The sequence below is a fragment of the Mycobacteroides franklinii genome (assembly GCF_001853795.1).
Taxonomy (GTDB): domain Bacteria; phylum Actinomycetota; class Actinomycetes; order Mycobacteriales; family Mycobacteriaceae; genus Mycobacterium; species Mycobacterium franklinii.
Map to the genome: position 1 here is coordinate 620,587 of NZ_MLIK01000024.1, position 12,893 is coordinate 633,479.

General features: G+C 64.0%; 12 protein-coding genes. 7 read left to right on the plus strand and 5 right to left on the minus strand.

The features are described 5' to 3' along the window. The first annotated feature begins 5 nt into the window (after positions 1 to 5). Genes BKG76_RS22410 through BKG76_RS22420 form a run of 3 tightly spaced genes read left to right on the plus strand, consistent with a single transcriptional unit; the run spans position 6 to position 3,802 of the window. Positions 6 to 983 carry an SDR family NAD(P)-dependent oxidoreductase gene (locus BKG76_RS22410; protein ID WP_070939870.1) on the plus strand — a complete coding sequence of 326 codons (978 nt, stop codon included), beginning with the start codon at positions 6 to 8 and terminating at the stop codon, positions 981 to 983. After that, a complete protein-coding gene (locus BKG76_RS22415) occupies positions 973 to 2,619 on the plus strand; it encodes an AMP-binding protein (protein ID WP_070939871.1) in 1,647 nt (548 codons plus the stop codon). Before BKG76_RS22410 ends, BKG76_RS22415 begins: the two co-directional genes overlap by 11 nt. A 25-nt stretch (positions 2,620 to 2,644) precedes the next feature. Further along, complete coding sequence (locus BKG76_RS22420; RefSeq protein WP_070939872.1) at positions 2,645 to 3,802, plus strand: lipase family protein; 1,158 nt, start codon at positions 2,645 to 2,647, stop codon at positions 3,800 to 3,802. 12 nt (positions 3,803 to 3,814) lie between these two features. Here BKG76_RS22420 and BKG76_RS22425 read toward each other — a convergent pair whose 3' ends face one another. The 3 genes from BKG76_RS22425 to BKG76_RS22435 form a co-directional block, all read right to left on the minus strand. Continuing rightward, a complete protein-coding gene (locus BKG76_RS22425) occupies positions 3,815 to 5,197 on the minus strand; it encodes an amino acid permease (RefSeq protein ID WP_070939873.1) in 1,383 nt (460 codons plus the stop codon). An 86-nt stretch (positions 5,198 to 5,283) separates the two neighbouring features. Next, the gene (locus BKG76_RS22430) at positions 5,284 to 5,550 is read right to left on the minus strand and encodes a YdeI/OmpD-associated family protein (RefSeq protein WP_070939874.1); all 267 of its coding nucleotides are present in this window, start codon (positions 5,548 to 5,550) and stop codon (positions 5,284 to 5,286) included. Then, on the minus strand, positions 5,547 to 6,062 hold the full coding sequence (locus tag BKG76_RS22435) for a hypothetical protein (protein ID WP_070939875.1): 516 nt from the start codon (positions 6,060 to 6,062) through the stop codon (positions 5,547 to 5,549). Before BKG76_RS22435 ends, BKG76_RS22430 begins: the two co-directional genes overlap by 4 nt. Positions 6,063 to 6,220: 158 nt before the next feature. On the opposite strand from BKG76_RS22435, the gene BKG76_RS22440 reads away from it, so the two are divergent. The 3 genes from BKG76_RS22440 to BKG76_RS22450 all read left to right on the plus strand — a co-directional run bounded on the left by BKG76_RS22440 (position 6,221) and on the right by BKG76_RS22450 (position 9,475). Continuing rightward, on the plus strand, positions 6,221 to 7,222 hold the full coding sequence (locus BKG76_RS22440; RefSeq protein ID WP_070939876.1) for an alpha/beta fold hydrolase: 1,002 nt from the start codon (positions 6,221 to 6,223) through the stop codon (positions 7,220 to 7,222). Positions 7,223 to 7,280: 58 nt separating this feature from the next. Further along, the gene (locus BKG76_RS22445; protein WP_070939877.1) at positions 7,281 to 8,726 is read left to right on the plus strand and encodes an Hsp70 family protein; all 1,446 of its coding nucleotides are present in this window, start codon (positions 7,281 to 7,283) and stop codon (positions 8,724 to 8,726) included. Positions 8,727 to 8,857: 131 nt separating this feature from the next. After that, positions 8,858 to 9,475, plus strand: coding sequence for a DUF1345 domain-containing protein (locus tag BKG76_RS22450; protein ID WP_070939878.1), 618 nt, complete (start codon positions 8,858 to 8,860; stop codon positions 9,473 to 9,475). On the opposite strand, the gene BKG76_RS22455 is transcribed toward BKG76_RS22450, so the two are convergent. Beyond that, positions 9,472 to 10,620 carry an acyl-CoA dehydrogenase family protein gene (locus BKG76_RS22455; protein ID WP_070939879.1) on the minus strand — a complete coding sequence of 383 codons (1,149 nt, stop codon included), beginning with the start codon at positions 10,618 to 10,620 and terminating at the stop codon, positions 9,472 to 9,474. The genes BKG76_RS22450 and BKG76_RS22455 overlap by 4 nt on opposite strands. A 21-nt stretch (positions 10,621 to 10,641) precedes the next feature. Continuing rightward, positions 10,642 to 11,871 carry an acyl-CoA dehydrogenase family protein gene (locus tag BKG76_RS22460; RefSeq protein WP_070939880.1) on the minus strand — a complete coding sequence of 410 codons (1,230 nt, stop codon included), beginning with the start codon at positions 11,869 to 11,871 and terminating at the stop codon, positions 10,642 to 10,644. 125 nt (positions 11,872 to 11,996) lie between these two features. Here BKG76_RS22460 and BKG76_RS22465 point away from each other — a divergent pair, with 125 nt between their 5' ends. Further along, positions 11,997 to 12,623 (plus strand): TetR/AcrR family transcriptional regulator, encoded by a 627-nt coding sequence (locus tag BKG76_RS22465; protein WP_109420953.1) that lies wholly within the window; start codon positions 11,997 to 11,999, stop codon positions 12,621 to 12,623. Positions 12,624 to 12,893: the final 270 nt, after the last annotated feature.

Genomic DNA, 12,893 nt, shown 5'->3' on the forward strand with positions numbered 1-12,893 from the left:
CCGACATGTCAACGCCTCTACCATCAGGCCCCTCCCCTGTCGTTCATCATCCCATCGCACGTGCCGCGGCATATCTGATCGGGCCGCGTGGACTGCGAAACATCGACCGGTTGCGCAGTGAGGTCGCCGGCAAGGTCGTCGTCGTCACCGGCGCCTCGTATGGACTCGGTGCCGCCACTGCTGAACTCTTCGCACAGGCCGGTGCACGGGTGGTGATGGCCGCACGGTCCACGGATCAGCTTCGGCAGGTTGCCGCGGTTATTGCCGAAAAGGGCGGAGAGGCAGAGTTTTACCCGCTTGACTTGACGTGCGAAGAGTCGGTTGCTGAGTTCGCGGAGGCGGTTCTACATGACTTCGGCAGGGTGGACTACCTCATCCACAATGCCGGCAAGTCCCTGCGCCGCTCGATACACCTGTCCTACAACAGGCCCAAGGATGTCAACGCGACATCCGGTGCCAACTACGTGGGGCCCATGCGACTCACCCTGGCGCTGCTGCCCGGGATGCGCGCCCGCGGAACGGGCCACATCGTCAACGTGTCGACGGTCGGCGTGATGTTCGGGGTGGTTCCCAAATGGGGCTTTTACCTCTCATCCAAGGCGGCGTTCGATATCTGGATGCGGGCGGTCGGCATGGAGGCCCGCAGCGACGGCGTCACCCTGACAACGTTCTATGCGGGCCTCATGCACACCCGGATGAGTGCCCCGAGCCGCTGGATGCGGCTGCTTCCCGGCCAGACCCCGCTCGATGCGGCGCGGGTGATAGCCCGCGCCGTGGTGGACAAGCCGCGCACGCTGACCCCGGTGTACGGACACCCCGCCGCGATACTGGCTCCGGTGCTGCGTTTTCCAATGGAACCTATCTTAGGTTTCGTGTATCGCCGGTTAGGTGACACGCAGGCCTCCCTGTCTCGGGTGGCCGCCGGCCAATCGACGCCCGTCCGTACCGATGCCTCGGAAAAGGTTGGCGCGCATGCCGAATGATGTCAAAGAAAGCGTGAGGCAGTGGGCTGCCGCGGTACCCGCGGCCATCGCCTCCGGTGCGCTCAAACCGGTCGGCCCACGCGCCATGGCCGCACTTGCCCGCAGCCTGTGGCAATTCGGTCCCACACCGGCGATGCTGCTGGCAGCCAGCGCGATTCGATATCCCGATCGCGCCGCGCTGATCGACGATTCCGGACAGCTCACCTATCGTCAGTTACACGAGCGCGCCGAGGCAATCGCCGCTGCGGTATATGCACTCGCGCCATCGCCTCCCCAGTCGCTCGGGATCGTCTGCCGCAATCACCGTGGATTCACCGAGGCCATGCTGGCCGGTGCTCAGCTCGGTGCCGAGTTGGTGTTCATCAACACCGAACTGACACCCCAACAACTGCGGGCGATCCTGCATCGTCACCAACCTGATGTGCTGGTTTTCGACGACGAGTACACACAAGCGGTCGAGGACGCGCAGTACCAAGGACTACGCGTAGTGGCATGGCGCGAAACCGCGGACGGCGGCCAAACGACACTCGATTCTCTTGCTGATCAACAACACCCGAAGCCTCCGCCGGTGCGCCGTCCCGTCAAGCTCACGCTGCTGACATCTGGAACCACCGGGCTGGCCAAGGGCGTGCCGCGCGCCATCAAGCCCCGCCAGTTGGTGCTGATGTGCGTGACCGCGATGGCGACGGTGCGGCTGCGTTCGAAGGACCGAGTGTTTGTGGCGCCGCCGTTCTTCCACGGCTTTGGGCTGGCTGCACTGCTGGGGCCGTTGGCGCTCGGAGGAACCGCGGTGTGCCGACGACGGTTCGACGCCAAGCAAACCATGGAAGACATTGCACGCAAACGCGTCACGGTGCTCATGGCGGTACCGGTGATGTTGCAGCGGATATTGGCGCAGCCCGGCCTGGATCGTCAGGCTGCCCGGCAATTGCCACTGCGGATGATCGTCACCGGAGCGGCTCCCATCTCTTCGTCGACGGTATCCGGCGTGCTGGATACGTTCGGGCCCGTGTTGGTAAACGGGTATGGTTCCACCGAGGCTGGAGTGGTGGCCATCGCCTCACCGAAAGATCTTGCCGCTGCGCCGAACACCATCGGGCACACAGCCCTTGGGGTATCGGTGCGGATCCTGCGGGAGGATCGGCAAGAGGTCTCGTCCGGGGAAACCGGGATGATCTTCGTACGCGGAGGCCTGGAGTACGAGGGATACACCCCCGATAAGGAAGCCCGCCCCACCGCCAAGGAAGTCGTCGACGGTCACGTAAACACCGGCGATATGGGCCATTTCGACGCCGAGGGCAGGTTGTACATCGACGGGCGTTCCGACGACATGATTGTCTCCGGTGGCGAGAACGTCTTTCCGAGCGAAGTGGAAGACCGCCTGACCGCATATCCGGGCGTCGCCGATGCCGTCGTGATCAGCGTGCCCGACGACGAGTATGGGCAGGTCATGCATGCATTCGTCGTCGCCGCTGTCGGCGCACCGGCCCCGTCGGAAGACACCCTCAAGGCCTATGTGCGGGAAGGCTTGGAACGCTACAAGGTTCCGAAACGGTTCACCGTGCTTGACGAGATCCCCCGTAATGCCAGCGGGAAAGTGCTGCGGGGAAAACTGAATTCACCTGGCGCACGGTAGGCGTCACTGACACTAGAGGACAACGATGTCTTACACCCGGGTGATAACCCGCCGCGACCGTGATCGGTTCTACGAGCCGCCCTATCTCGACGACAGCGGATCCCCCGGTGATCTGCTGCGCGCTGCACCGATGACGGCGCGGATGTTTCCCGGCGTGGTGATGCCGGCCCGCGCGTGGCGCGTGCTCTATCGCTCGACTACCGCTACGGGAGATCCCATCGCGGTGTCCGGAGTCGTTCTCATTCCGGACACCCCAAACCCATCGCGATCAAGGCCCCTACTCGGGTTCGCGCCGGGCACTCAAGGATTGGCGCGCTCAGCCACGGTGTCGCGTCTACTCGAGCTCGGTGTGGAGTACGAAGCAGGATTCCTGACTGCGGCGGTGCGGCGCGGATGGGTGGTTGCCGTTACCGACTATCCGGGCCTCGGCACTCCCGGCGTGCACCCGTATGTGATCGGCAAGACCAACGGGCGAGCGGTGCTGGACATCATGCGTGCCGCCCGAAATCTGCCACAGGCAAGCCTCGACGCCGACGGCCCGGCGGGTATCTACGGTTACTCGGAGGGTGGCAATTCCGCTGGCTGGGCTGCCCAACTACAGCCAGGCTATGCCCCTGATGTGCGACTGAAGGCGGTGGCGGTGGGTGCGGCTCCGGTGGATTTCCCCGAGCTCGTCGCCGATCTGGATGGCGGGTTCTTCTCGTTTCTCCTGCTCTACGCCGGGCTCGGATTGGACAGTGCCTATCCAGAGTTGCGACTACATGACTACCTCAACCGTGGTGGGCGGCTTGTCGCGGCGGTTCTTCGGCGCACGCACATCGTCGCCGCGATCGTTCTTGGGCTGCTCCTGCCCAAGAGTCGGCGGCGATATCTCTCGGCGGACCCCTTCGTCGAGCCGGAGTGGGTTACCCAATTGCGCGACAACAGCCTCGGATACCTGGCGCCGGCCGCGCCCGCAATGGTAGGCATCGGGCGCCAGGACCAGGTGATCCCGCGCCGGCAGGCGGAGCTGCTGGTGCAGCGTTGGGGCGCGCTGGGCGCTGATGTGCGAGAGCATCCGATTCGATTCGGGGAACACATCACGGCGGCACCGCAATTCGCCAAGGCCGGATTCGCGTTTCTATCGGACCGTTTCAGCCGCGCCGAAACCGTTGCGCCATCAAGGGAAACGGAAGCGGGATGAACCGAAAGGCGCTCACGAGCGTTGGTTAGCGGCTCTCCCCGGTCCCGCCGACAGCCGGTAACCGACGGTGAGCAACAGCAGCCAGGCTGCCCCGACGAAGAGTGCGACTCGGGTATCCGCACTGAAGCCCAGCAGGATCATGACGAACACCAGGAACGCGGTCGCGAAAACCTGTAGGTACGGCCAGCCAGGTACCGGAAAGGCGGGGGCAGCAGATACATCGGCGGTGGTCGTTTGCGCCCGGAATCTGAAGTGGGACAAAAGGATCATCAGCCAGACAAAGATCGTCGCGAAGGTGGCGACTGAGGCGATCATGACGAACACGCGTTCCTCGATCGCATAGTTCAACACCACGCCGATGAGCAAAGCCACCGTCATGACCACCACGGTCATCCACGGGACACCGTTGCGCGATACCCGCCGCATGATCGCAGGAGCCTGGCCCCGCTGAGCCATCCCGTAGATCATTCGCCCGGCGGCAAATATGTCGCTGTTGATCGCGGACAGCGCCGCGGTGACCACGACGACGTTCAGCACGGTCGCGGCCGAATTGAACCCCAGCCCCTGAAATATCTGGACGAACGGGCTGCTGTGCGAATCGATCGACCGCCAGGGATACAGGGACATGATCACCGCGAGTGTCAGAACATAGAACAGGATGATGCGCACCGGAACCGTGTTGATGGCCTGGGGAATCGTGCGCGCGGGATCTTTGGCCTCGCCCGCGGTGACCCCGATGATCTCGGTACCACCGAACGCAAACATCACGATCATGAAGCTGCCCACGAACCCTGCCAGCCCGTGGGGAAAGAACCCGCCGTCGTTCCACAAATTTGCAACGCCTTGCGGTGCAGCGTGATCGGTGGATGTCCCCCACAGCAGGATTGCGATACCGCCGCCGATCATCGCCACGATGGCCAAGACCTTCACCAAGCTGAGCCAGAACTCGACCTCGCCGAACACTTTGACACTCAGGAGATTTATCGCGCCGATGAAGAAGATGATCGACAACACCCAGATCCAGCGGGGCACCTCGGGAAACCAGAAACCCATGTAGACACCGAACGCGGTGACGTCAGCCAGACAGACGACGACCATCTCCAGGGCGTACGTCCAGCCGGTGAGAAATCCGGCCAGCGGCCCCATGTATTGCGTCGCATATTCGCCGAATGATCCGGCGACTGGGCTGCGTACCGCCATCTCCCCCAGGGATCGCAGCACCAGGTAAATCACGGCTCCGCCCAACAGATACGCCAGCAGTACCGAGGGGCCCGCTTGCCGGATAGCTTCTGCCGATCCGTAGAACAGCCCCGTTCCGATGGCCGAACCCAACGCGATGAAGCGGATATGGCGAGCGGAGAGCCCCCGCGTGAGCGTCTCCGACGTGCTGTTCACGGGGGCGAACTCCTATCGCGTGGCAGCACGCAGGTGTGAGGGATAACAGGCAAGTTAGCTGAGTCTAGGTGCTCTGCTGGTGGCGATTACTTGCCGTTGCGCTCGCGGTGCTTGCACCCAGGCCAGCAGCACGGCCGACGCTTGCCTTCTTCCAACTCTTCCTGGGTCCGCCGAATGCGGCGCTCGCGGGTGGCCTGCTGCTTGGCATCTTCGACCCAGCAGATGAACTCGTTGCGCCCCAGCGGCGTGATGTCCTGCCACAACGCCAGCGCCGCGGGGTTCGCGATCAACGCCGTGCGCAGATCCGCAGGCAGCTCGTGCACCACCCCACCTGCGATCTTCGTGTCGCTCACGGTGTGGTGCCCGCCGGAGCAGGACCTGTCGGCTCGTACCCGGGCGGCGGGGGCTCGTTCAGGGAGTGATACCCGGGCGGCAGCGGCGGTCCGGATGGCTCCGGTGCCGCATATGGGTCCCGGATTCTCCCGGGGTTCGAGGACTCCGGTGCGTTCGTGGAGATGTATCCCGGCGGCAACTGAGGTGCCGGACCCGCGCCCGCGGGACGTCCGGCCACGCCCTCGGGCGTATCGAGCGGACCGTCATGGGCCTGATGCCAGAGGTCGCGGATGGCACCCAACGGACCCCCAGACCCCGACCCGTACGTCGGGTTCGCGATCTCTGGCACCAAAGGTTGTGCCGGCGGTGGCGGCGGTGGACCCAGAGGTTGCGCCGCGGACGCAGCCGCATCCGGAGTCGCCGGCCCGGGTGGAGGTCCCGGCACCACGGGATCGGCTCCGGATGGGGCCGACAGGGATAGCGCGGCGCCGGCGACGATCACGCCAGCGACGAACAGCTTGGCTGCGTCCATCGAGCCATCGTCGCATAGACGATTTGCAACCGCTGGTCACCGGCGGTGCGACGATATCCAAACTCCATGTCACGCGTAACCCGGGCGCGGTAAAGTCCCACGCCGTCGTCACCCGGTCGTCGACGCCAACAGGCCACTTACAGAATCGGTTCCCTGACATGATCAGCAGACGCGGGTTTTCCAAGGTGGCACTTGCCGCAGCGGTCGGTGCAACCACCCTTGGGGCATGCTCGAACGGCGCCAGTGTGGACGCGACGCGCCCGCGCACAGAGTTCCCGCCCCTCAAACAGATCGATGCCGGGCTGCTCACTGTGGGGTACGTCGACGAGGGTCCGGCCGACGGGCCGCCGGTAATCCTGCTGCACGGCTGGCCGTACGACATTCACAGTTATCTCGATGTGGTACCGCTGCTGACCGCCAAGGGTTTTCGGGTGCTGGTGCCATATCTGCGTGGCTACGGCAGCACCCAGTTCAGGTCCGGCGACACATTCCGTAACGGCCAGCAGGCCGCACTTGCCACCGATGTCATCGATTTCATGGACGCGCTGAAGATTCCGGCGGCCATCCTGGGCGGGTTCGACTGGGGTGCCCGCAACGCCGATATCGTGGCCGCCCTCTGGCCCGAACGAGTCAAGGCACTCGTCGCGGTCAGCGGCTACATCATCGTCAACCTGGAGGCCAACCAGCAGCCACTCTCGCCACAGGCAGAGCTGGGCTGGTGGTATCAGTACTACTTCGCCACCGACCGCGGCCTGCGTGGCTATCGCCAGAACACCCGCGACTTCAACAAGCTCATTTGGCACAACGCCTCACCGACGTGGAAATTCGATGATGACACCTATGACCGCTCGGCCGCCGCATTCGACAATCCCGACCATGTCGACATCGTGATCCACAACTATCGGTGGCGGCTCGGGCTGGCCAAGGGCGAGCCGCGCTACGACGCCGTCGAGGCCAAGCTGGCGGCCAAGCCAACCATCAGCGTGCCAACCATCACGATCGGCAGTGATTTCGATGGGCCGGCCAAGGATGGAGCGACCTACCGAAAGATGTTCACGGGCAGGTACGCGCACCGTGTACTCGACGGAATCGGGCACAACGTCCCGCAGGAAGCGCCCCGGGAATTCGCCGCCGCCATCATCGATGCAAACGCCCTCTAGGCCTCGCCCCTGTGATGGCCCGCCTAGAATCTCCAGGGAACAGGCGAACAGGTAGGGAATGAACTCACTCGGAATGTCGATCGGGGCTACACAGCTGGTTGCTACCGATGGGGACCCGGGCGGCGTTCCCGTCGTGCGAAGTTCACTGCTCACCCTGCATGAGGACCGGCCCTCGGAAGTTGGAGTCCCGAAGGAGCCAGGTCTGGGGCTCGCCGGGTTCGTCGACCGCGTCGGTGATCCGGTGGGAATCGTTGGCGCCGATGGATCGGTGCACAGTGCCGACTGGGTGATGGCCGAGGCCATCAGAGTCATGATCGCCGACGCGGCCGTGGTCGCGAACTTCGACAGTCCACCGGCACTCGCGGCTGCCGTACCCGCGCATTGGGGTGCGCCCGCCATTGCCGCGTTGCGTGCCGCCATAGACAAGGTGCCCGCGCTGGCGCCGGGCGGTCAGCCCATGAAGCTGGTGCCGGACGCACGCGCCGCCCTGTTGAGCGTGCGTGATCGTGTCCCCGGCCATGGTGTCGTCGTGGTCTGCGATTTCGGCGGAACGGGTACCAGCATCACGCTGGCCGATGCGGCAAGCAACGGTGCGCCGATAGGCCAGACCGTTCGCTTTCGTGACTTCTCTGGGCAGCGGATCGACCAGGAACTTTTGGCGCAGGTCTTGACCGGCCTCAATCAGGATCCGGATCGAACGGCCTCGCTGGGAGCGTTGACGCGCTTGCGTGATCGCTGTCGCGCGGCCAAGGAGCATCTGTCGACCGACACCACGACGGTTGTTCCGGTTGAGTTGCCGGGGCTGTCCGCCGATGTGCGGCTCACCCGCAGCGAGCTGGAAGAGCTTATCCGCGAGCCGCTTTCGGCATTGATCGGCAAGATCCAGGAAACCTTGGAATCCCACAACATCACACCTGCTGGCGTCAGCGCCGTCCTCACCGTTGGCGGCGGCTCCGGTATCCCCCTTGTCACTCAACAGCTTTCCGAACGACTGCGATGCCCGATCGTCGCAGCACCACAGCCTCAGCTCGCCGCGGCCTACGGTGCCGCACTGATGGCCGGTCAACCCGACGAAACGCCCCCCGCGGACGCAACAATGCTGTCTCCCGAAGCGACCATGATGCGGCCGGTGCCCGCAGGTGAGGAAACCGCCAAGAGCCCGGCATCGGCGCCCATCGACACCGTCGAATCCGGCGGCCTGGCCTGGTCCGAAGCCGATACATCTCCGGAACTAGAGGAGTACCAGGACTACTCGGCGCCGACGACGGAAGCTCGGCCCGAAGTGATGTTCAGCCCGGCGCCGGGCGACTATCGCGATGCCGAACCGATGCGTTGGTTCCAGCGGCCGATCCTCTGGTTTCTTGCCGCGGCGGTGTTCTCGGCGGCGGTGTTCACCGCCCTGTTCATCGCATGGCAGGACCGCGACGAGGCCCCCGCGCCAAGCAACCGGACGTCGACCACGACTACGGCTCCAACGACGGCGACGAGTACGCCGAACCCCTAGTAGGACCTGAATCCTGGCCCACGCCAGTCGGTGTGAGTTATTAAGCAAGAGTGAGAAGGCATGATGTGCCTTCCATTTTTCGTGTTCGCGCTGTTGGATGTCGGGATGACGGTGTTCTTGCGGGAGCGGATATGACCGGGGCCAAACGATTCTGGATTGCGCTTGTGGTGGGGATGACCGCAGGCGTGTTGACGTGGGTGTTGTTGCAGCGTTGGCAGGTTGGGCTGCTCACCGTCGCCATTGTGACCGCGGCCATCAACGTTGTGTGGTCGCTCGTTGTGTTGTGGCCCATGGATCCCGACGAAACGCGCGCCCGCGCACGTAGCGAGGATATGGACGACGAGCTCGGTGATCTGGCGATGCTGCTGATTATGGTGGCCAGTCTGGCGGCAATCGGAATACTCCTGATCTCCGCCAACGATGAGGACAAGGGCGCCTACGCCGGACTGTGCATCGGAGCCATCCTGACGGTGTGGGCGATGCTGCACACGATCTACGCCGCCCGATACGCGCGCATCTATTACCAGGGCACTGTCGGCGGTATCGACTTCAACTCCGACGTCCGGCCTCGCTATGTCGACTTCTACTACTTCGCTTTCAACCTCGGCATGACCTATCAGGTGTCCGATACGGCCGTCACCGCGTCCCACATCCGCGACGTGGTGTTGAAGCACTGCCTCTTCAGCTACATCTACGGCACCGTGATCATCGCGTGCACGATCAACCTGGTGATCAATCTCGTGGGCTAGGCGTGGACCGCGCGCGCCCTCTGGTACCGCGCGGTGTGGAAGTCGCGGTTGCCGAACTCGGACTCAATTGCGGTGAGGCGCTTGAAGTAATGCCCGATAGCCAGCTCCTCGGTCATGCCCATGCCGCCATGGAGCTGGACGGCCTCCTGCCCCACCAGACGCGCCGCGCGTGCGATCGTCGCCTTGGCGGCCGACACCGCGCGGGTGCGGCGCGGGCCATCGAGGTTCAGTGACGCCAAGTAGGAAGCCGCGACCGCCTGCTCGACCTCGATATGCATGTTCACCATGCGATGTTGCAAGGCTTGGAAATTGGAGATCGCGACCCCGAATTGCTGACGCTGTTTGGTGTATTCGACCGTATCGGCGAGGACCTTGCGCAGCATGCCGACAGCCTCGGCGACCGTGGCGGCCGTGGCCTCGTCGAGCGCCGCGTCGATCACTGGCCACGCCTGGTCCACCTCCGAGATTCGCGCCGAATCAGGTACGCGCAGGCCGGTCATCACCAGGTCGCTGGCATGGTGGTCATCGATCGTGCGGTAATGATGCGCCTCGATTCCCTGGGGTGGGCCGGACGGATCGAACGGTACCGCGAATAGTGTGAGACCGGACGTATCGGCGTGATCACCGTAGGTGCGGGCGGTGATGATCAGATGCGTGGCGATCGGTGCATCGCTCACCACGATCTTTTCGCCGTCGAGCACCCAATCCTGGCCTTCGCGCCGTGCGGTCGTGCGCACCGAATGGAATGACTGCCCGGAAGTGGGTTCCAGGGCCGCGAATCCGGTCACCACGTCACCGGCGGCGATACCACCGATGAGGTCATGGGCCACATCGGAATTCGACCGGCGCAGCAAGCCGCCGCCGAGCACCACCGTGCCGATGAACGGTTCGACGACGAGGTGCTGTCCGAGCACCTCGGAGATGACGAGAACTTCTTCGGCGCCACCGCCGAGGCCGCCGCGATCCTCCGGTAGTGGCGCGGCAAGGATCCCGAGCTCCTCGGCGAAGGACTTCCACACCTGCGGTTGCCAGCCGGTGTCCGAACGCGCCGCACGTCGGCTGGTGTCCAGGGCGTACCGATTCGACAGGAAGTCCGAAACGGAGTTCTTCAGGAGTTGTTGTTCGTCGGTGAGGCTGAAATCCATGGTGATTTTCGCTCTTGTCTGTCAGAGGCCGAGTTGGGCCTTGGCGAGGATATTGCGTTGAATCTCATTGGAACCGGCATAGATTGACCCGGCCCGGTCGTTGAAATAGTGCAGCGGCGCCACCGCTTGCCACAGCTCGCCGCTGTGATACCCATCGACGGGCGGGGTGTACTCGACCACCGGACCACCCGGCTTTGTGACGTGGGGCTGATACACCCGGCCACGCGGACCTGCGGCCTCCAACGTGAGCGTGGTCAACGCCTGCGACAACTCGGTGCCCAGGATCTTGAGCATCGACGAGGCTGTGCCGGGATTGCCGCCACCGGCGACGACCGCCAGCACCCGATGTTCGAGAACCTCCAGCACGTCGACTCGAATCGCGAGATCGGCGAGCTTGGCGCGAAACACGGGATCATCTGTCAGGGTGCCGTTCTCGGCAGGTACCGACTGTGCGTCCGCACTCAGCTGATCGAGACCCACCTGCAGCATGGGGGCCACCGCCCCGCCGCCACGTTCGAACTCGAGGAGGTACTTCGCCACGGTCCAGCCGTCGTCGATCTCGCCGAGGACATTTGCCTTGGGGACACGCACATTGTCGAAGAACACCACGTTCTGCACCTCCTCTCCTGAGCTCATCACCAGCGGTTTGACGTCGATACCGGGTGAGGTGAAGTCGATCAGAATGAAGGTGATACCGAGCTGCTTCTTGGGGCCCTTGGTGGTGCGCACAAGCGCGAACATCCAGTTCGCTTCGCGCGCGTGGGTGGTCCAGATCTTGGATCCGTTGAGGATCACGTCGTCACCGTCGGAGACCGCCGACATCTGCAGCGAGGCCAGATCCGACCCGGACTCGGGCTCGCTGTATCCCTGGCAGAAGAACACCTCTCCCGTCAGGATGCGGGGCAGGAAGAACTCCTTCTGCTCCGGTGTGCCGAACTTGACGATGGCATGCGCGACCATCCGAATTCCCATGGGTGACAACGCGGGTGCCCCGGCAATCATTGATTCGACCGAGAAGATGTAGTGCTGCGCGACGCTCCAGGGCTGGCCTCCGTATCTCACCGGCCAGGCAGGCGCGGCCCACCCCTTCTCATGCAGGATCGCCTGCCACTGCATGCTCGCCTCGTGATCGCTGTACACGCTGGTCTGCAAACGTCCGGCGGCCCGGAGGTTCTCGGAGAGATTCTCGTCCAGGAACTCCCGGACTTCGGTGCGGAATTCTTCTTCCTCAGCCGAGAAGGCCAGGTCCATGTGCACTCCGTTGTGTCAAGTCTGCGGTGGTCAAGGCGATGGTTGCGACCAATCTGGATGCAAGTGCATTCAGATTAATGCCCGTTCCTTTCCCAGGCAACACCGGCTCCTGTAAGACTGGATAGGTGTCGTCTCCAGCCGGCCGCTCATACAGCGGCCTCCCCGCCGACGAGCGCCTGGCCCGGCGCCGACAGCGGCTACTGGAGGTGGGCCTGGACATCCTTGGCGCCCCGGATGGGCTCGGCGACCTCACACTGCGCACCGTGTGTCAGCGCTCCGGCCTGGCGCAGCGGTACTTCTACGAGAGTTTCGCCGACAAGGATGAGTACGCCGTCGCGATCTTCGACTGGGCGGTCGAGGGCCTGGCGTCCACCATCGAGGCGGAGGTAGCGGCTGCTCCACCGCGTCTGCAAGTGCGCGCCGGCATCACCAGCGTGGTGCGCGCCGTCAACGCCGATCGCCGCATCGGGCAGCTGTTGTACAGCCCCACCCAGGTGAACCCACTGCTGGTTCGCCGCAGGTTCGAAGCGACGGCGATGTTCGTCTCGCTATTCGCCCAGCACCTACGCGACTGGTTCCGCCGCGACGATCAAGGAAACCTGCCCGTGCTGGCTCATTTCATCGTCGGGGGCGTTGGGCAGGCCGTCACGGCGTGGCTGCATCGGGACGTTGAGGTCGGCGAGGACGAGCTGATCGAGCAGCTGGTCGACATGCTGTTGGCTCATGGCCCGGAAGGCTCGGCACAGCGCTAGCCGGTCTCCGGATCGCGCTGAATAGCGAATATTGTTCGAAATAAACGTTTCTCGCGGCGCACTAGCTCAAGATCAAGGTGGCAGGTACTAGCCCAGGCCGTCGACGAGAACGACCAACACATCCGAGCCGGCTCGCCGATCGATCGAAATCTCCTGATAGTCAGTTTGATTCCAACCAGGACCGAAAAGCGGCCCCCGGCGGTTACCTTGCGGTCACCTCGTACCGCGTCGCGATTGGCGCAGGTGTGGCCGGAATTCCTGAGCCCACCC